This window comes from Rothia mucilaginosa ATCC 25296 (assembly GCF_000175615.1).
Classification (GTDB): Bacteria; Actinomycetota; Actinomycetes; order Actinomycetales; family Micrococcaceae; genus Rothia; species Rothia mucilaginosa.
The window spans coordinates 46,874-65,624 of the sequence record NZ_ACVO01000014.1 but is presented as its reverse complement, the minus strand read 5'-3'; the positions used below and the strand labels follow the sequence as shown (position 1 = coordinate 65,624).

13 protein-coding genes and 2 tRNA genes are annotated in these 18,751 nt (G+C 59.7%); 6 read left to right on the top strand and 9 right to left on the bottom strand.

The features are described from left to right. Window positions 1-289 precede the first annotated feature (289 nt). The 3 genes from valS (at window position 290) to ROTMU0001_RS03460 (ending at window position 5,718) form a co-directional block, all read left to right on the top strand. Window positions 290-3,022 carry a valine--tRNA ligase gene (gene valS / locus ROTMU0001_RS03470; RefSeq protein WP_005508143.1) on the top strand — a complete coding sequence of 911 codons (2,733 nt, stop codon included), beginning with the start codon at window positions 290-292 and terminating at the stop codon, window positions 3,020-3,022. A gap of 529 nt (window positions 3,023-3,551) precedes the next feature. Then, window positions 3,552-3,953 carry a hypothetical protein gene (locus tag ROTMU0001_RS09090; RefSeq protein WP_155115042.1) on the top strand — a complete coding sequence of 134 codons (402 nt, stop codon included), beginning with the start codon at window positions 3,552-3,554 and terminating at the stop codon, window positions 3,951-3,953. Between the two features lie 181 nt (window positions 3,954-4,134). After that, window positions 4,135-5,718, top strand: a complete 1,584-nt coding sequence (locus tag ROTMU0001_RS03460) for an LssY C-terminal domain-containing protein (RefSeq protein WP_052293948.1) — start codon at window positions 4,135-4,137, stop codon at window positions 5,716-5,718. A gap of 156 nt (window positions 5,719-5,874) precedes the next feature. Here ROTMU0001_RS03460 and ROTMU0001_RS03455 read toward each other — a convergent pair whose 3' ends face one another. From ROTMU0001_RS03455 to ROTMU0001_RS03430, 6 genes are all read right to left on the bottom strand, one after another. Beyond that, window positions 5,875-6,516 carry a DsbA family oxidoreductase gene (locus tag ROTMU0001_RS03455; RefSeq protein ID WP_005508141.1) on the bottom strand — a complete coding sequence of 214 codons (642 nt, stop codon included), beginning with the start codon at window positions 6,514-6,516 and terminating at the stop codon, window positions 5,875-5,877. A 188-nt stretch (window positions 6,517-6,704) separates the two neighbouring features. After that, window positions 6,705-8,072 (bottom strand): ATP-dependent Clp protease ATP-binding subunit ClpX, encoded by a 1,368-nt coding sequence (clpX, locus tag ROTMU0001_RS03450; protein ID WP_005508140.1) that lies wholly within the window; start codon window positions 8,070-8,072, stop codon window positions 6,705-6,707. 461 nt (window positions 8,073-8,533) lie between these two features. Beyond that, window positions 8,534-9,223, bottom strand: a complete 690-nt coding sequence (locus tag ROTMU0001_RS03445; RefSeq protein WP_005508139.1) for an ATP-dependent Clp protease proteolytic subunit — start codon at window positions 9,221-9,223, stop codon at window positions 8,534-8,536. Between the two features lie 5 nt (window positions 9,224-9,228). Further along, window positions 9,229-9,882: an ATP-dependent Clp protease proteolytic subunit gene (locus ROTMU0001_RS03440; RefSeq protein WP_005505718.1), complete on the bottom strand. Its 654-nt coding sequence runs from the start codon at window positions 9,880-9,882 to the stop codon at window positions 9,229-9,231. Between the two features lie 319 nt (window positions 9,883-10,201). Then, the gene (tig, locus tag ROTMU0001_RS03435) at window positions 10,202-11,503 is read right to left on the bottom strand and encodes a trigger factor (protein ID WP_005508138.1); all 1,302 of its coding nucleotides are present in this window, start codon (window positions 11,501-11,503) and stop codon (window positions 10,202-10,204) included. Between the two features lie 107 nt (window positions 11,504-11,610). Next, window positions 11,611-11,685, bottom strand: a tRNA-Pro gene (locus ROTMU0001_RS03430). 268 nt (window positions 11,686-11,953) lie between these two features. Here ROTMU0001_RS03430 and ROTMU0001_RS03425 point away from each other — a divergent pair. Further along, window positions 11,954-12,027, top strand: a tRNA-Gly gene (locus ROTMU0001_RS03425). Between the two features lie 198 nt (window positions 12,028-12,225). Here the strand turns inward: ROTMU0001_RS03425 and ROTMU0001_RS03420 are convergent. The 3 genes from ROTMU0001_RS03420 to ROTMU0001_RS03410 all read right to left on the bottom strand — a co-directional run bounded on the left by ROTMU0001_RS03420 (window position 12,226) and on the right by ROTMU0001_RS03410 (window position 14,270). Next, window positions 12,226-12,771 (bottom strand): cysteine hydrolase family protein, encoded by a 546-nt coding sequence (locus ROTMU0001_RS03420; protein ID WP_005508137.1) that lies wholly within the window; start codon window positions 12,769-12,771, stop codon window positions 12,226-12,228. A gap of 19 nt (window positions 12,772-12,790) precedes the next feature. Next, window positions 12,791-13,675 carry an Fpg/Nei family DNA glycosylase gene (locus ROTMU0001_RS03415; protein ID WP_005508136.1) on the bottom strand — a complete coding sequence of 295 codons (885 nt, stop codon included), beginning with the start codon at window positions 13,673-13,675 and terminating at the stop codon, window positions 12,791-12,793. Between the two features lie 103 nt (window positions 13,676-13,778). After that, window positions 13,779-14,270: a ribose-5-phosphate isomerase gene (locus tag ROTMU0001_RS03410; RefSeq protein WP_005505713.1), complete on the bottom strand. Its 492-nt coding sequence runs from the start codon at window positions 14,268-14,270 to the stop codon at window positions 13,779-13,781. 379 nt (window positions 14,271-14,649) lie between these two features. On the opposite strand from ROTMU0001_RS03410, the gene pepN reads away from it, so the two are divergent. Continuing rightward, complete coding sequence (gene pepN / locus ROTMU0001_RS03405) at window positions 14,650-17,199, top strand: aminopeptidase N (RefSeq protein WP_005508135.1); 2,550 nt, start codon at window positions 14,650-14,652, stop codon at window positions 17,197-17,199. 286 nt (window positions 17,200-17,485) lie between these two features. Beyond that, window positions 17,486-18,643, top strand: coding sequence for an SGNH/GDSL hydrolase family protein (locus ROTMU0001_RS03400; protein WP_005508134.1), 1,158 nt, complete (start codon window positions 17,486-17,488; stop codon window positions 18,641-18,643). The last annotated feature ends 108 nt before the right edge of the window (window positions 18,644-18,751 follow it).

The following is an 18,751-nucleotide window of genomic DNA, read 5'->3' as shown; positions in this document are numbered from 1 at the left end:
CGCCAAGCACTCCAGCAGCGGGCGCGCACTATCCGTGCCGCCACCGGAACCCCCTATAGTTCTGAGGTGCATCTGCTGCTCGGGCAGAGCTACCTCGACCCCGCCAGCTGGCAGGAAATCACCGCCTCCAAAGGGGTACGCGCCGCAGTACGCAGGGCACAATTTGCGCGCCGATACAAGCCCCTCCTGGCACGTCTAGAAGCCGCCATCGAGCGGTACGAACAGCACGGTGCGGCGCAGAATTCCCCTGGAGCTGAGAGAACGCCGTGAATATGAGAAAATAGCCGTTATGGCTGAAAACATTTTGGGCTCAGACTCGCCCGTACAGATTAACGTTCCCGACCGCCCCGCCCTCGAAGGCCTCGAAGAGAAGCTCTCGCAGCGCTGGGCCGACGAGAAGACCTACGCATTCGACGAGAACACCACTCGCGAACAGGTCTACTCCATTGACACCCCGCCGCCGACCGCATCCGGCTCCCTGCACGTGGGTCACATGTTCTCCTACACCCAGACCGACGTCATTGCACGCTACCAGCGCATGACCGGCAAGAACGTGTTCTACCCCCTCGGCTGGGATGACAACGGCCTGCCCACCGAACGCCGCGTTCAGAACTACTACGGCGTTCTCTGCGACCCCTCCGTGGCAGACAACGACTCCTTCCGCGACCTGATCACCTGGAAGGCAGACGGCACCCCCAAGCCCGACCGCAGCCAGGCAAAGTGGCCGCGTATCTCCCGTAACAACTTCATTGAACTCTGTGAAGAGCTCGCGGTTGAAGACGAGAAGGTCTTCGAAAACCTCTTCACCACCCTGGGTCTGTCCGTTGACTGGTCGCGCACCTACCGCACCATCGACGCGCACTCCCGCAAGGTCTCCCAGCTCGCCTTCCTGAAGGACCTGGAAGCAGGCAACGCCTACATGGCTGAAGCACCGACCATGTGGGACGTCACTTTCCGCACCGCAGTGGCACAGGCTGAGCTGGAAGACAAGGAACGCCCCGGCGCGTACCACCGCATCAGCTTCCACCGCCCCAACGGCGAGAAGGTCTGGATTGAGACCACCCGCCCCGAGCTGTTGCCCTCCTGTGTGGCTCTCGTGGCGCACCCGGACGACGAGCGTTACAAGCCGCTGTTCGGCACCACCGTCACCTCCCCGCTGTTCGGCGTTGAGGTCGAAATCAAGGCGCACCCGCTGGCACAGCCCGACAAGGGTGCCGGTATCGCCATGATCTGTACCTTCGGTGACACCACCGACGTCACCTGGTGGCGTGAACTGCAGCTGGACACCCGCGCTCTCATCGGTCGCGACGGCCGCTTCTCCCGCGAAACCCCCGAGTGGATCACCTCCGCCGAGGGTCGCGAGCGCTACGAGCGCATGGCAGGCGCCACCGTCTTCACCGCACAGAAGACCGTCGTGGAGATGCTGGTTGAGGCTGGCGAAATGGACGGCGACCCCAAGCCGATTACCCACCCCGTGAAGTTCTACGAGAAGGGCGACAAGCCCCTCGAAATCGTTGCTTCCCGTCAGTGGTACATCCGCAACGGTGGCCGTGACGCTGCACGCCGCGAGAAGCTCATCGAGCGCGGCCGTGAGATGAACTGGTACCCCTCCTTCATGCGTAGCCGCTACGAGAACTGGGTTGAGGGCCTGAACGGCGACTGGCTGATTTCTCGCCAGCGTTTCTTCGGCGTTCCCTTCCCCGTCTGGTACCCGCTGGACGCTGAGGGCGAGCCGGACTACGAGAACCCGATTCTGCCGACCGAAGAGATGCTGCCGGTTGACCCCGCATCTCAGGCTGCTCCCGGTTACACCGAGGATCAGCGCGGCGTAGCGGGCGGCTTCATCGCTGACCCGGACGTTCTGGACACCTGGGCTACCTCCTCCCTGACCCCGCAGATTGCGACCGGTTGGGGCGTGAACCCGGACCTGCACGCAAAGACCTTCCCCATGGATCTGCGCCCGCAGGGTCACGACATTATCCGCACCTGGCTGTTCTCCACCGCTGTTCGCGCGGAGACCCTGGCTTCCTCCGTGCCCTGGTACAACACCGCGCTCTCCGGCTGGATTCTCGACCCGGACCGCAAGAAGATGTCCAAGTCTAAGGGCAACGTTGTGGTCCCCAACGAGGTACTGGAGAAGTACGGTTCGGACGCTGTGCGCTACTGGGCTGCTTCGGCTCGCCTGGGTGCTGACACCGCCTACGACGAAGGCCAGATGAAGATTGGCCGCCGCCTTGCCATCAAGCTGCTGAACGCATCCAAGTTCGTGCTGAACCTGGGCGCTACCGAGAAGTCCGTCATCACTTCTCAGGCTCAGGGCCGCGTGCTGATCAACGCTCTGGACCGCTCCCTGCTGGCTCGCCTGGCGTACCTGATTGAGGAAGCAACCGCAGCGTTCGAGAAGTACGAGTACGCTCGTGCCCTGCAGATTTGCGAGAGCTTCTTCTGGTCCTTCACCGACGACTTCGTTGAGCTGATTAAGGACCGTGCGTACGGTGCTCGCGGCGAGCAGGAGCAGGCTTCTGTTCTGGCTGCTCTGGCAACCACCCTGGATGCTCTGCTGCGCCTGTTCGCACCCTTCCTGCCGTTCGTGACCGAAGAGATTTGGTCCTGGTGGCGTGCAGGTAGCGTGCACCGCGCCGAGTGGCCGCAGGCACTGCCCATCCTGGAGGGTACCCTGTTGGCTGAGTACTCTGCGCAGAACCCGACTGCTGGCATTTCTGCTCAGTGGGTCCTGGCGGACGCTGACCCGGCTCAGATTGAGTCGCTGAAGCAGATCCTGCCGGATGTTGCTGAGGCTCTGGGTGGCCTGCGTAAGGCTAAGAGTGACGCGAAGGTTAAGCAGCGCACCGAGGTTGAGTCCGCAACTATTGCGGCTCCGCAGGCTCAGCTGGATCGCATTGCCGCTGGCATGTCTGATCTGAAGGCTGCCGGTAACGCTCGTGAGCTGTCCCTGGTGGCGGCTGAGGGCGAGCTGGAGGTTCGCGATGTTGTGCTCGTTGTGGAAGAAGTAGCTGAGTAATCGCGTCTTAGCGTTTATCGCTTGATTTTATGACGCCACTTTGGTGTTGGTAACGGGGCGGTACTGGTTTTCAGTACCGCCCCGTTTTCTGTGCCTACTGTTCGTTGTAGCTCGCCGGGTGTGAGGCCCCGGCTGCGGACCTATACGGTGCTGACTTTGTGTTTTATCTCTGTGGGGCCCGCAAGTACCTGCATCTGATTCGAAGAGCTTTCCTGGCTCCCTTCCCCAACGATGTGGGTTTAGCCTGCTAATCTGTGGGGATTCTGTGGGATTTCCAACCCCTTTTTTATATTCATCAATGTGCAAAGAGCATAATCAACCTTATGAGATTGACTGTCACTTTATGTATGATTGTTGATGCGAGGGTTTTACCATCAGGAACAACCTTCTATTCAACTTCAGCAACAGATAAATCACCGGTACGAGTAACGACATACCCCGACCAACCGCACGACAGTAAACCACCCGTCAGACGCAGCGATGCGTCCTGACTCTGACCCGCGCCAAAGTAGGCGCACCCATAATTACTATGAATTCACACTCTTCATCTTCCGGATTACCGCAAGAGCCTCAGACGAGGCAGAGCTCAACCCCGAGCACGCCGCCAGGAGCACAAGCCAACATTTCCCCCGATCAGCTTCAGCACTATCACACGAGCCTGAACGAGTACATCAGCCAGGCACGTGAACATGCCCAGGCGCTGCGTGCCAGCTACACCAACGAAGTGTATGAACTCTGGCTTCAGCATATTTCCACCAGCGCCGCCGCCGATGAGGCGAGCATCGCCTCCGGTTCGTTGACCGCTCAGCAGCTTGAGGAGCTGACCCGCAAGTGGGTGCGTCTCATGCGTGAAAGCCGCGATATGCTGCACCACGAAAGCTCCATTGCCGCCGCACGCGCCGCTGTGGAGGCTAAGCCCCTCCCCGAGTAGGGTCACCCTTTATTTCTTTCGCGCGGCAACGCCAGCACTCCGCGTTGTACCGCGTTTTTCTGCGGCGGGGCTATCGAGCCAAGCGATTAAGCCCTGCCCGGAATGCGTACTTCACATAACCTGCCCCTTGCTATAGTTATGGATATTCAAAGACCCTAACTATGTTGCAGAAAGGGCGGGAATGTCCCACCAAAAACGCGTCCTGCGGCCTATCCGTAGCGATGTTGCTCCCCCAGTTACCTCGCCACCGGTTTACCGTGGTGATATTGACGCGCGCGGCACGGCGCAAGACCTCGTCCCGCGCAGTTTGTGGGTCGATTTCTGGGACACTCTCTTCTTCATCTTCGCCGGCATCGCGGCCCTCGTGCTGACCTTCATGATTCTGGCGAATACGGTCGGCCATTCTTTCTGGGGTTTCCCCATCGCCTTCATTTTCTGGGCGGTCACCGCGTACCTGACGCTACCGCGTTTTCACGCGATCATGACCCGCATCTACGTGCCCGACTACTTTATTGGGCGCACCCGCACCCCGGACGGTCTGCTCGGTGACCCGGTCAATATCGGTCTGATTGGTACCGAGGAGCAGATTCACCAGGTCATGCAGGACGCCGGCTGGACCCGCGCTGACGACGTCACCCTCGTCTCCTCGTGGAAGATTATTATCTCCACCATCACCCGCCGTTCCTACGCGGAGGCGCCGGTCTCCCCGCTAAAAATTTTTGGTAAGACGCAGGCTTTCGCCTACCAGAAGGAAGTGGACGGCAACCCCGAGAAGCGCCACCACGTGCGCTTCTGGAAAACCCCGGACGGCTGGCTTCTGCCGGGCGGTCACCAGGTGGATTGGTTGGCGGCGGGCACCTACGACTCCGGTGTGGGTTTCAGCTTCTTCACCCTGCAGGTCACGCACCGCATTGACGCTGAAACCGACTTTGAACGCGACTACATTGTGGAGTCCATTCAGTACGCCCACCCGGAAACTCACGTTGAGATTCTGCACGATTTTTCCTCCGGCTACCACGCCCGTAACGGCGGCGGTGACGCGATCCGTACGGACGGCGCGCTCCCGGTCATCGTGCTGAACAATGAGGGTCTGGAGCCGCAGGAGCAGGAAGAAATTCACCTCTCCAGCGCGCACGACCTGGCGTACCGCATGCCGCTGAGCCTGCTGGTTGGTTCGGGTATGCTCATCGCCGTGACCCTCGCCGACATTGTCAACAGCGTCATTTTGGCGCTCAGCCGCCCGGCACTTCGCGCCAAGCTGCTGGAGGAAGGCTCCGGCAACGACATTGAGCTGCTGGACCTCTTCGATCAGGTGGATAGCAACGTGCTGCTCACCATTACCGGCACCGTGCTGGTGGGTTTTGTAGCAATTTATTCGGCGGTGCACCTGTTCCTGCTGTGGAGCACGTTGCGCGGATCGTCGAAGGCTCGTCGCCTGGCTCTGCTGTTGACGGCGCTGAACTTCGCAGCGATTACCGGTGGTGTGCTGTGGGGCCACCAGTCCCTGCCGCTGTCCACGATTTTCTTCCAGCTGGGTGTTGCGGTGTTTGCGATGCTGGCGTTCACCTCGGATGCGGCGGTCCAGTACACGGCAACCCGCACCTTCCACATGCGCGATACGAAGATCGTGCAGCGTGCAACGCACCCGAAGGTTCTGGAGCACAGGGCACAGCGCAAGGCTCAGAAAGCGCTGAAAGCACAGAAGGCGCACAATGCGCAGAAGGCACGCAAAGCTACCTCTGCAAGCGGCGCTCACCGCACATAGAATGCACGCTTCAGGGATTGCACGTTTCAGCGCAACATAGTGAATAGAAAAGTACCGCCCGGTCAGTACATGACCGGGCGGTACTTTTTTGCTCTGCAGCCGCAGACTCTACCGAGCCTGCGCGCATTGCAGGAATCTCAGCACATTGCAGGGTTCTTAGGCTTCGCCCTTTTCGCCGTGGAAAATCGGGCCCACGTTACGGGGACGCTTGAGCTCAAAGAAGCCGGGGTAGGAAGCCAGTGCCAGAGCGCCGTCGAAGAGCTTACCTGCTTCTTCACCGGCGGGGCTCGGGGAGATGACCGGGCCGAAGAAAGCGGTGCCGTTGATGGAAATCAGCGGAACACCCACATCGGTGCCGCCCACGGTCTCCAGTGCCAGGTCCAGGGAGGCGCGCATCTGCTCATCGTACTGGTCGGTGAAGGCGACGTCCACCAGCTCAGCGGGCAGGTTGACCTCCTCCAGCGCCTTGACGATTGCGGCGCGGTAGGAATCAGCCTTGTTCTTGTTGTGGTGAATCTGCTCGCCCAGAGCGTCGTAGAGGGGCTTGATGACCTCGTTGCCGTGCAGCTCGCGCACAGCGGTAATGAGGCGGGTCGGCGCCCAGGACCGGTCCATCATTGCCTGGTAGTCGGCGGGCAGGTCACGGCCCTGGTTGTGCATGGACAGGGAGAAGGGACGCCAGGTCACCTCAACGTTGCGGACCTTCTGCACTTCGCCAATCCAGCGGGAGGTAATCCAGCACCAGGGGCAGATCGGGTCGAACCAGAAATCAATCTGTGCGGGTGCGTTCTCAGTCATGAGTGTTCCTCTCTCATACGGTTGCGCCAGCCGCTTCTATGAGCCGGCGCTTATTCTTCGGTACACGCTCTTCAGTACACGCTCATCAGGACATGCCAGCGAAAGCGGTACCTGCTAGTGAGCCGTCACCCCGTATAACCGGGGCGACGGCTTCTTTATTCCCTAGCCTATCGGCTGGAAGTATTCGGTTATGCCGCCTGACGGTCCGCTTCCTTCAGGGAGGCGGCTTTCGCCTCCCCCTTCACGGTGCGGGTGGTCTCGGTTTCGGGGTCGGGCGCCTGCAACACGTAGCGGGGTTCCGTGCCGTTGAGCACGGTGTCCTCACCGATGACGATGGACACCACATCGGTGCGGTCCGGGATGTCGAACATAATCGGCTGCAGAATCTGCTCCATCATGGCGCGCAGGCCGCGGGCACCGGTGCCTCGTTCGGCGGCGAGGCGGGCAATAGCCGCGATCGCAGCGTCGTCGAGGACCAGGTCCACGCCGTCCAGGGCGAAGAGGTGACGGTACTGCTTGAGCAGCGCGTTCTTCGGTTCGGTCAGCACGCGAGCCAGCTCTTTTTCGTTGAGCTCACTCAGGGTCGAGATGACCGGCAGGCGGCCAATCAGCTCGGGGATAATGCCGTAGTGCGCCAGGTCCTCGGGCATGATCTGGTCCAGCGGGTTCTTTACGGAGCCGCCCAGTTCAGCGCCGAAACCGATGCCGCCGGCACCCACGCGGGCTGCGATGCGGTCGTCAATATTGTCGAAGGCGCCAGCCACGATGAAGAGAATGTTCGAGGTATCAATCTCAATATTCGCGTGTGCCGGGTGCTTGCGTCCGCCCTCCGGCGGTACGGTCGCCACGGTGCCCTCAATAATCTTCAGCAGCGCCTGCTGCACGCCCTCACCGGACACGTCACGGGTGATGGAAAGGTTCTCGCCGCCCTTGCGGGCAATCTTGTCGATCTCGTCAATGTAGATAATGCCGCGCTGAGCCTTAGCAATATCGCCGTCAGCGGCGTTGATGAGGCGCAGCAGAATGTTCTCCACGTCGTCACCCACGTAGCCCGCCTCGGTGAGGGTGGTTGCGTCGACCAGGGCGAAGGGCACATCCAGCTTCTTCGCCAGGGTTGCCGCCAGGTAGGTTTTACCGCAGCCAGTCGGGCCGAGCATCAGAATATTCGACTTGCCCAGCTCCACCTGCTCCCCCGCGGTCGCCGAAAGAATGCGGGAGGTCAGCACCGGGTTATCAATATCGTGGATGCGCTTGTAGTGGTTGTACACCGCCACCGCCAGGGTGCGCTTCGCCGCGTCCTGACCGATGACGTAGTCGTTGAGGTAGCTGTAAATTTCGCGCGGAGTAGCCAGCTGAGATGCAGTCGCCGCCGCGGGGGATTTCACCTTCAGACGCTCTTCAGCGAGAATCTCTTCGCACAGCTCCACACATTCGTCGCAGATGGAAACATTCGGGCCGAGCACAATCTTGAAAACCTGCGCGCGAGTCTTCTTGCAGAAGGAGCATCGCATGCTGGCGTTGGGCTGTTCGGGAGGCACAATGATGTCTGTGGCCACGAAGATTCCCTTTCGATCGGCGTGGTGAAATCGGTGCAGAAGGGTCAGTGACCTGACGTCTGCGGTGATTTCTCAGGAGGGGCACCGGCGGGTGGTGGGCGCCGTGGTTTGAGTGAGAAACCGGTATGAAATACTCGAATTTTCTCCCTCTCTAAGGCTACCGGAGTTCACCCCGGAACTCAGAATTACGCACCGCAAATGAACGGACTTACCGGGCATATGACAAAGCGAGTCTTTTATGACGGCGGCGGGGCTGATACTCCGGCATATGACGGTAGGCATGTGACGCTAAAGCCCGGCAAGAAAGCGCAGGTCAACGCCACATATCAGCCTGCCTTGCCGTACCCCTGGCGGGCGCAAAAAGGGCGGCACCGCACCGCGCACCAGCCCGAAGGCTCGCACACGGAGCGATGCCGCCCCTCCCCCGAAAAACGCTCCGGGATATTCCTCAAAACTAAAGTTTAGGTGTGGGAAATAGCGGTGTTGGTCGCAGGCTTACGCAGCTTACGCGACTCCAGCACCTTATCGACCAGGCCGTACTCCAGGGCAGCAGCCGCAGTCAGAATGTTGTCACGCTCAATGGAGCGGTCAACTTTCTCGTAGGTCTTGCCCGAGTGCAGTGCCAGGGTCTGTGCAGTCCACTCACGCATACGCATAACCTCGTTCGCGTGAATCTCAATGTCAGATGCCTGACCGCCCTGCTGGCCGCTCAGCGCGGGCTGGTGAATCAGCACGCGAGCGTTCGGCAGTGCCAGACGCTTGCCGGGGGTACCGGCAGCCAGCAGAACCGCCGCAGCGGATGCCGCCTGACCCAGGCACACGGTCTGGATCTCGGGGCGGATGAACTGCATAGTGTCGTAGATGGCGGTCATTGCGGTGAAGGAGCCGCCGGGCGAGTTAATGTACAGGGTGATGTCACGCTCGGGGTCCTGTGCCTCCAGCACCAGCAGCTGAGCCATGATGTCGTCAGCGGATGCGTCGTCCACCTGGGTGCCCAGGAAGATGATGCGGTCCTCGAACAGCTTTGCGTACGGGTCCTGACGCTTGTAACCGTAGGGGGTGCGCTCCTCGAAGCTGGGGAGCACGTAGCGGTTGCTCGGCATAGCCGGCGCCGAGGTGGTGATATCGTTCGGCAGGTAGTTCATGTGCATCTCCCTTATGCGTTCTTCGATTCGGGCAGCTTACCGGCGGTGGTGGCAATGTGGTCGAAGAAGCCGTATTCCAGGCCTTCTTCCGCATTGAACCAGTTGTCGCGGTCGTTATCCTTCAGGATGGTTTCCAGGCTCTTGCCGGTGCGTTCAGCGGTGATCTCTGCCAGGCGCTTCTTCATGTCCAGAATCAGCTCAGCCTGAGTGCGGATATCCGATGCGGTACCGCCAATACCGCCGAGGGGCTGGTGCATGAGGATGCGGGCGTTCGGGGTTGCGTAGCGCTTGCCGATGGTGCCTGCGGTGAGCAGGAACTGACCCATGGATGCTGCCATACCGGTCACCACGGTCACCACGTCGTTCGGGATGAGCTGCATGGTGTCATAGATAGCCATGCCGGCGGTGACGGAGCCGCCGGGAGAGTTGATGTACAGGTAGATGTCTGCCTCGGGGTCTTCAGCCGAGAGCAGCAGCATCTGGGAGCAGATGAGGTTGGCGTTGGAGTCGCGCACCTCGGAGCCGAGCCAGATAATGCGCTCCTTCAGGAGGCTGTTGTAGACGTAATCTTCCTGGGCACCAACGATGGGGGTTGCCATAGACGGCGCGGGCGCCACGCCGGCTGCCTGGGAGGCGCCGATGGGCAGAGGCATGTAGCTGGACATTCTTCCTCTTCTTCTCTAATGGGTCTTCGCTGCATCTTTGCGCGATTTACGCGCCGGAGCGCACGCGAAAAGTTTCGTTGCTACTACCTTACCGATAGTTGCTCTCCCCCGCTTCCCTTCGGGTTGTTCGTTCGCCAGGGGGTGAAGCAGAGGCGAAAACCTCGGTATGGAATAACTTGAGGGCGGAATAGTTTGGGGTGAAAAGAGCCTCAGCGGGCACCCAACCGGTAATTCGGTGGATGCCCGCTGAGGCTACACGTTTCAAGCAATCAGCTCACGCCCTCTAGCGGGGTGGCTTTTTGCAGACCGTGGCGGGGATTTAGGCAGCTGCCTCTTCGCCCTCACCCAGGTACTTGGACAGGTCAACAACGTTGCCCTTGGTGTCCTTGACCACTGCGGTCTTCAGCACTGCTGCCAGAGCCTTGGAGCGGCGAACCTCGCCGACCAGTGCGCCAGCCTGGCCGGAGCCGTCCAGCATCTGTGCGAACTGGTTGGGGTCCATGCCGTACTGGGAGCTCATGGTGATGATGTAGTTAATCATCTCAGCCTGGTCAACGGTCACTTCTTCCTTGTCCGCAACAGCGTCGAGAACCATCTCGTTCTTGAAAGCGGTCTCGGTGTTCTCGCGAACCTCGGCGCGGTGCTCCTCGGTGTCGTGGTCTGCTTCAGCGTTGGGGTTGTTGAAGTGCTGCTCGAGCTGGTCCTCGATAACCTTCTCGGGGACGGGGATCTCGACGAGCTCAACGAGCTTTGCGAGGACCTTGTCGCGTGCCTGGGTGCCCTGCTCGGCAACCTTAGCTTCTGCAACCTGCTTCTTGATGTCTTCCTTCAGCTCGTCGATGGTGTCGAACTCGGAAGCCAGCTGTGCGAACTCGTCGTCAGCTGCGGGCAGCTCGCGCTCCTTGACTGCGGAGAGCTTGACCTTGATGACTGCCTGCTCGCCTGCGTGCTCGCCGCCGGAGAGCTTGGTCTCGAAGGTTGCGTCCTCGCCAGCGGACAGGCCGGTCAGAGCCTCGTCGATGCCGTCGAGCATGGTGCCGGAACCGATCTGGTAGGACAGGTCGTTTGCTGCGTCTACCTGCTCGCCGTCGATTTCTGCGGCGATGTCGATGGTCACGAAGTCCTTGTCAGCTGCGGGGCGCTCAACGGTCTTCAGGGTGCCGAAGCGCTCACGCAGAGCGTCCAGTGCCTGAACCTCGTCCTCAGCGGTGACCTCTACCTCGTCAACCTCAACCTCGAGGCCCTCGTAGTTGGGCAGCTCGATTTCGGGGCGGACGGTGACGGTGATGGTCAGCTTGACGTCTGCCTCACGGTTCTCGGTGGAGGGCTGGGACTGAACGTCCAGCTCGGGCTGTGCCAGGGGGGAGAGTTCGTTCTCGCCCAGTGCCTGTGCGTAGTAGTCGTTCAGAGCGTCGTTCAGGGATGCCTCGACGATGTAGTCGAAGCCCGCACGCTGCTCGATGAGCTGCTTGGGCAGCTTACCCTTGCGGAAGCCGGGAACGCTGATCTGACCCGAGAGGTTCTTGTAGGTGCGGTCCAGGTAGGGCTTGAATTCTGCGAAGGGAACCTCGACCTCAATCTTTGCGAGGGTCGGGTTGAGCTTCTCGACGGCGGTCTTCACGTCCGTGATCTCCTCATATAGTTTCGGTGCGGCACGAATCGTGTGTGCCGCGGTTGCTTAGTGGAAAGAGCGCCACGACTTTGTAGCGTCGCGGCAACCGTTTCACGTCGGGGCGACAGGATTCGAACCTGCGATCTCCTGCTCCCAAAGCAGGCGCGTTAGCCAAGCTACGCCACGCCCCGTGAAACCGACCGTGTTGCACACTTGCGTGTTTAACACAGTCAGTGCCCTAGTTTACCTGTTTTCCCGCTAAATGCCCAACACAGCGGCTCGTGCACGGTTTATTTCCACTGAGCGCGTACTACCCTAATAAGGATGCGCAGACCGGCACAAAAAGAGGAGGCGAGCGCCCGCAAGAACAGGCAAAGGCCACCACGCAAAACCGCGCCAACACGTCAAAGAGTTTGACAGCACAGATGGAACCTCGCTACTATGGTCAAGTTCCATTCCGGGGATGTAGCTTAATGGTAAAGCCTCAGTCTTCCAAACTGATTACGCGGGTTCGATTCCCGTCATCCCCTCCATGAAAAAGGCTCCGACGCAAGCGTCGGGGCCTTTTTACATTCCGGGGATTCCGGGAATCGCTTACGTCTAAAAGTTCCGAAAGCTTTCGAAACTTTTAGACTCCAGCCCGTCATCCCTCGAGAACTAATCTCCAGGAATCCCTTCCGCATGCGGATTTGTTTCCTCGCGCGCTCGGAATCCGCACGCTCCACCCTAACTTATATATACTTCTCAAGCACCTGCTGCGCCGAGACAATCGTGGCGAATTCATCGCGCAACGCCGCAATATTGTAGAGGTGCACCATCTCCGGGGAAAGAAAATCACCGGCACCATCAGAAAGAGCAAAGGTTACGCAGGCATCCTCAACAAGAGTCACCTGAAAACCATAATTTGCCGCCATCCGCACAGTGGTAGACACACAATGCGGCAGCGTACAACCCATCACCATGAGCCGATCAATCCCGCGTTCACGCAGATAGGCAAGCAGATTTGTACCAATAAATGCGCTATTCACATTTTTTGTAAATACCTTCTCCCCCACACGAGGCTCAAATCCGCTCTGGAACCTAATATTTTCCTCATCGTAAAAGAAGGAGCTCGAATCCGTTCCCCGATGCTGAATATGGATTATTTCGCGCCCTGAACAGCGGAAATCCTCCATAATCTTCTGCATCTTCCCTTCCGCACCGTCATTATTTCTAGCCGGTAGCTGCGGATGCAGAAAACCCCTCTGAACATCCACCACCAATAGAGCCTCAGCCATTATTCTTCTCCTCCTGTAGCTACTTCTGACAGCCGGGGCACCAGTAGAGTTTGCGGCCGGCAATTTCTTCCATGCGGATGGTCGTTCCGCAGCGGCGACAGGGCTCGCCGTGGTGCATGTACACGTAGTTGGCGTGGTCGGGCCATGCTTCGGTTTCGGGTATGCCGGGGCGGTCTTCGGGTTCGGTGGTGATGATGCGCCCCACGCGCACGCCGATGACCAGCAGGTGCTTATTGTCTTCCCAGAGTCGCTCCAGTTCCTCGTCGCTGAGGCTCTTGCCGGGTCGTAGCGGGTCAATTTCCTGGCGGTACAGCGATTCGGCGCGGAAGATATTGCCCACGCCGGAGATTGCCGCCTGATCCATCAGAATCACACCAATCGGGCGGGAGCTCTTACGTGCCGCGCGGTAGAACTGTTCGGGGTCGGCATCCGGGTTGAGCGGGTCGGGGCCGAGCTTGGAGCGGACGGTGCGTACCTCCTCCGGCGTGAGGGTGCGGCAGATAGTCGGGCCCACCAGATCCGCCCAGCCATGCTCCGAAACAATACGGCAACGCACCGTACTCTTCGGTTCAGGAGGACCGGCGTAGGGTTCCCCCTCCCCCGCCGCGTATTCTTTTTCGCCGATCTTGCGGGGCGCGCCAATGCTCGAAGCACCCGTGAACGTCTCATCCCCACCGAAGCTCCAGTTACCGTAAATACCCAAGTGCACGTTCAGAGTCAGGTCGTTCTCAAAGGTCACGAACAGGTGCTTGCCGTGCGCGTACGCCCCGGTGATGGTGTGCCCATCCAGCAGGGCGGCACCCTCAGCGTAGCGGCCCTGCGGGGAGGAAACCTGCACGCGCTCGCCGGTGAAGACGTCACTGATTTGGCGGGCGATACGGTGGATGGAGTGGCCTTCGGGCACGGGTTCTCCTCGAAAACTTGTCGGCTAGAAATAGTGCGGATTATATGGGGTGCAAAGACGACTGAGGCGCATAGCCTGCACTATGCGCCTCAGATTTTAGAGCTTAGGCAGCGTCAATCTGCTTGCCGGCAATGTCGCCGGTCTGCTCGTACTCAGCCAGCTGACCGATACGGCGTGCGTGACGCTCCTCGTTGGTCCAGGGGGTAGCCAGGAAGACCTTGATGATTTCCAGTGCTTCTTCCTTGCTGTGCTGGCGACCGCCCACAGCTACAACCTGTGCGTTGTTGTGCTCGCGAGCCAGCGCTGCGGTGTCGTGGTTCCATGCCAGAGCCGCGCGGATACCATCAACCTTGTTCGCAGCCATCTGCTCGCCGTTGCCGCTACCGCCCAGCACAATACCCAGGGAGTCCAGGCCAGCCTCGCGGTCACGCTTCACGCCAAGGGCTGCGTTAATGCAGAACGAGGGGTAGTCGTCCAGCGGGTCGTAGTCGGCGGGGCCGTGGTCAATCATTTCGTAGCCCGCAGCGGTGAGGGACTCAATCAGGTAGTGGCTCAGTTCGAGGCCAGCGTGGTCGGTTGCGATGTGTACGCGCATGGTACTCTCCTGGTGATTTTGTCTTGGTGTGACGTGCGTTTGTGCGTTCGTGGGAGGCGCCGGTTCTCAGTTCTGAGCGCCGTTGCTAGAGTGCGCCGCGCATCCATCAGGTGGGATACGCTTCCCCGTTTGGGTTTTTTCTGTCTTAACTGTATCGAATTCGCGCGGGTTCGGGTAATGCGGAGCCTTCTAGACCCCCACCTATACGGTAGACTGTGGGATATGGCACTTTTTGGTGTCCCGATTCGCCGCGCCCAAACTTGAACGCCTCCAGCGCTACGTATGCAGCGTCGCAGGAGCCGCGCACCTCGGGAACCAGCGCACCATGACAGGGCGTGTCAACACGGCACGCTATTCACATCTAAGGAGAGGGAGCTGTATGCCCGGCCTGAACCTAACCCGCAATGAGGCAACCGAACGCGCATCCATTATTAAGCGCGTGCACTCGTACCGTATTGAACTTGACCTGCCGAAGGACAAAGACGTCTTCTCCTCGAAGGTTGAGATTCGCTTCGACGCTCAGGAAGGTGCCTCCACCTTCATTGACGCCATCACCTCCTCGGTCAAGTCCATTAACCTCAACGGCGAAGAGCTGAGCACCGACCTGGCGGACGGCGAGCGCATCCAGCTGCCGAACCTTGCTGCTGAGAACACCCTGGTCATTGACGCAGAGATGTTCTACACCAACACCGGTGAGGGTCTGCACCGTTTCGTGGACCCCGCCGACGGCGAAGTGTACCTGTACTCCCAGTTTGAGGTGCCGGACTCCCGCCGCGTGTTCCCCGTCTTTGAGCAGCCCGACCTGAAGGCTGAATTCGAGTTTATTGTGCGCGTTCCCTCGCACTGGGTGGTTGTGTCTAACCAGCCCGAGGTGAAGGTTGAGGAGAAGGAGTGCGGTTGCGGCCGTGCGAAGACTTGGTTCTTCAAGCCGACCCCGCGCATGTCTTCGTACATTACCGCGATTGTGGCTGGCCCCTACGAGAAGGTCACCAGCGAGCTGACCAACTCTGAGGGTCGCGTGATTCCGCTGGGCGTGTACGCTCGTAAGTCCCTCATGCCGTTTGTGGATGCTGAGGACATGTTTGAGCTGACCCGTCAGGGCTTCGAGTTCTACGAGGAGCAGTTCAAGACCCCGTACCCGTTCGAGAAGTACGATCAGCTGTTCGTGCCCGAGTTTAACGCCGGTGCGATGGAGAACGCTGGCTGCGTGACCTACCTGGAGACTTACGTCTTCCGTTCCAAGGTTGCGGAGGCTCTGCGTGAGCGCCGCGCTATCACCGTTCTGCACGAGCTGGCTCACATGTGGTTCGGCGACCTGGTCACCATGAAATGGTGGAACGACCTGTGGCTGAACGAGTCTTTCGCTGAGTTCATGTCAACCCTGGCTGCTGCGGAGAACACCCGCTACGCGAAGGAGGCGTGGGCCACCTTCGCCGCATCGGAGAAGACCTGGGCGTACCGTCAGGATCAGCTGTCTTCGACTCACCCGATTGTGGCTGAGATTCGTGACCTTGCCGATGTTCAGGTGAACTTCGACGGCATTACGTACGCGAAGGGCGCTTCGGTGCTGCGTCAGATGGTGGCATGGGTTGGCCAGGAGAACTTCATGGCTGCTCTGAAGGTGTACTTCGATAAGCACAGCTGGGGCAACACCGTTCTGGACGACCTGCTGGTTGAGCTGGAGCGCACCTCCGGTCGTGACGTGCGTGCGTGGAGCGCTAAGTGGCTTGAGACCGCTGGTGTTAACACTCTCGCCGTTGAGATTGAGAATGACGAGGCTGGCAACATCTCTTCGCTGGGTATCCGCCAGTCCTACGCTGAGGGCTTCGAGACCCTGCGCCCGCACCGTGCGGTAATTGGTTTCTACAACCTGGTGGACGGTAAGCTGACCCGCACCGACCGCATCGAGCTGGACATTGACGGCGAGCTGACCGTGGTTGAGGAGGCTATCGGCAAGAAGCGCCCCGACCTGCTGCTGCTGAACGATGAGGACCTGGCGTACGCTAAGATTCGCCTGGATGAGCGTTCCATCGAGACCGCTATCAAGCACCTGGGCGACATTGATTCGTCCGTGGCTCGCGGCGTGGTCTGGGGTTCGCTCTGGGATACCGTGCGTGACGCTCAGATGCCGGCACGTAAGTACGTTGACCTGGTGCTGAACAACATCGGTAAGGAGACCAACTCCACCGCTCTGCGCACCCAGATCAACAACCTGTCCGCTACCCTGCACTCCTTCGTGGCTCCCGAGGCTCGCGAGGAGACCCGCCACCGTGCCGCTGACCGTCTCTGGGAGCTGGCATGCGTTGCAGAGCCCGATTCGGATGCTCAGCTTCAGCTGCTGCAGGCGTTCATCAACCAGACCCGCACCGAGGAGCAGTACGACAACGTGCAGCGTCTCTTCGAGGGTGAGCTGACCCTTGAGGGCCTGGACATTGACGCTGACCTGCGTTGGAACCTGGTGTGCCGCCTGGCTACCGGTGGCCGTTTCTCCGCCGAGCAGATCGCTGCGGAGCTGGAGAACGACAACACTGCAAACGGTCAGCAGTACGCCGCTCAGGCATACGCATCGATTCCGACCGCGGAGGCAAAGGCTGAGTACTGGAACAAGATCATGGTGACCGGCGAGCTGTCGAACATGATTCAGCGTTACGCTATTTCCGGTTTCAAGTCCGGCAAGCCCGAGCTGATTGCCCAGTACAATGAGCCGTACTTCGAGCAGATTGAGGGTATTTGGCGTTCGCGTTCGCACGAGATTTCCATGCAGATTATTGGTGGCATGTACCCGAGCGAGCCGACCGCTGAGCTGCTGGAACGTACCGAGGCGTACCTGGCTTCTCTGCCTGAGGATGCTGCGGCTCTGTACCGTCAGATTGCGGAGGCACGCGACGGCGTGGCTCGTGCACTGAAGGTTCAGGCTGCTGACATTTAACAATGCTTATGAGCTGAGGCGGGTTCGCCACCTGCTCTCATAGGTTTTTACTCATGGGTTTTTATTCGTCCCCTTCTACCCCGATTCGGGGTGGGAGGGGACGTTTCTATATGGGGTTTATGCCGGTTCTATTTTGAGTTGTGCCCCAAGTTGCGCACCGGTTTGCACACCGGTTTGCGCACCGAGTCTAATTCTTGTCACTGCGGTGCATATTTTTTGTTATTTTCATTTGAATATCCCTCAAAAGCTCTCTACTTGGGGTTGCGCCTATCGTATACTGTTGTGCATGCCTTCTATCAAGTCTCCTATCGCGAAAGTTTCTCTGACCGGCACAATCCTTGCTGTGGTTGCCGCCGGTTCCTTTGGCGTGTACTCCGCAGGAGGCTTCATCGCGCCCGGTGGCACCGCCGCTACCGCTGCTGCGGGCGCCGAGCCTACCCAGTCGGCGCAGGAAAGCCCCAGCGAGTCCCCCTCCCCCGAGCCGACTCCGGAACCGACCACCCCGGCGCAGAAGATGGAACGCACCGCGCAGAACGCCTTCGGCAAGGAGGGCGCGCAGGCAACCGGTGAGATTCAGGCGCCGTTCCCCACCTCCGCTGATGCCGCCGACATGCTGGTTCAGCAGTTCAAGGGTGGCGTGGTCATGTACACCCCCAAGTACGGTCCGGTTGCGGTGGAATCCGGCGTCTACGAGCACTGGTGGAAGCAGCGCGGGTACAGCGACTTTGCCGGTTGGGAGGGTCTGCCGGTGAGCTGGCGATCCAAGAAGGGCGTTCTGTACACCAAGTTTGAGAAGGCTGAACTCTACTGGGATAAGGCGAACGGTCTGCCGCGTAACACCAATGTTCTTGGCGCTAAGGATGCCCTGGTGATTGGTGACTCGCAGGTGACCGCAACCTCCTGGGTTGGTTTGGGTCTGAAGCAGGCAGGTTTCGTCCCGTACCTGTTCCGTTGCGGCGGCATCGGTTTTGTGACTGCCCGCGAGGGTGTGTGCCCCTCCTACTATCAGGGTGTGATGGGTGGCCGTTGGGCTCTGCCGAGCGGTAACCCCGGCGTGATTTACCTGGACGCCTCCGGCAATGACATTTACATTCACGAGGATGAGACGAAGGCGCGCGAGCACGTGAACGCTCACCAGACTCAGGTCATTGAGCAGCTGCGACGTATGTACCCGTCGTCGAAGATTGTGTTCGGTGGTGTGGTGTCTATGGATGAGGCGTCTGCACCGGATAAGCAGGTGGCGCATAAGCGTCACGTGGCAAACGAGGTGGCAAGGCAGGGTGCCCGCGAGACCGGCGTGCTGTTCATGGACACCTCGGGCTGGCAGAGCCTCTACCTGGCTGAGGGTGACATGGCTGATGGCGTGCATCTGAAGGAGAAGGCGCACCATAAGCTGGCGGGCCCCTTTGCGACTCGTCTGCGTGAACTGCTCGGCACCGCGTAAACTAACTGTGTAATCAGCCGAGTACATCAGCTTCGATCAACGCATATAGCATTAGAATGAGGCGCCGGGAGGATTGAATCCTTCCGGCGCCTCATTCGTTTGAGTGGG

What these genes read in the sequence shown, in the direction of transcription:
- valS (WP_005508143.1), top strand. Translation starts at nt 290, where the DNA reads ATGGCTGAAAACATTTTGGGCTCAGACTCGCCCGTACAGATTAACGTT.
- ROTMU0001_RS09090 (WP_155115042.1), top strand. Translation starts at nt 3,552, where the DNA reads ATGAATTCACACTCTTCATCTTCCGGATTACCGCAAGAGCCTCAGACG.
- ROTMU0001_RS03460 (WP_052293948.1), top strand. Translation starts at nt 4,135, where the DNA reads ATGTCCCACCAAAAACGCGTCCTGCGGCCTATCCGTAGCGATGTTGCT.
- ROTMU0001_RS03455 (WP_005508141.1), bottom strand. Translation starts at nt 6,516, where the DNA reads ATGACTGAGAACGCACCCGCACAGATTGATTTCTGGTTCGACCCGATC.
- ROTMU0001_RS03445 (WP_005508139.1), bottom strand. Translation starts at nt 9,223, where the DNA reads ATGCACATGAACTACCTGCCGAACGATATCACCACCTCGGCGCCGGCT.
- ROTMU0001_RS03440 (WP_005505718.1), bottom strand. Translation starts at nt 9,882, where the DNA reads ATGTCCAGCTACATGCCTCTGCCCATCGGCGCCTCCCAGGCAGCCGGC.
- ROTMU0001_RS03420 (WP_005508137.1), bottom strand. Translation starts at nt 12,771, where the DNA reads ATGGCTGAGGCTCTATTGGTGGTGGATGTTCAGAGGGGTTTTCTGCAT.
- ROTMU0001_RS03410 (WP_005505713.1), bottom strand. Translation starts at nt 14,270, where the DNA reads ATGCGCGTACACATCGCAACCGACCACGCTGGCCTCGAACTGAGCCAC.
- pepN (WP_005508135.1), top strand. Translation starts at nt 14,650, where the DNA reads ATGCCCGGCCTGAACCTAACCCGCAATGAGGCAACCGAACGCGCATCC.
- ROTMU0001_RS03400 (WP_005508134.1), top strand. Translation starts at nt 17,486, where the DNA reads ATGCCTTCTATCAAGTCTCCTATCGCGAAAGTTTCTCTGACCGGCACA.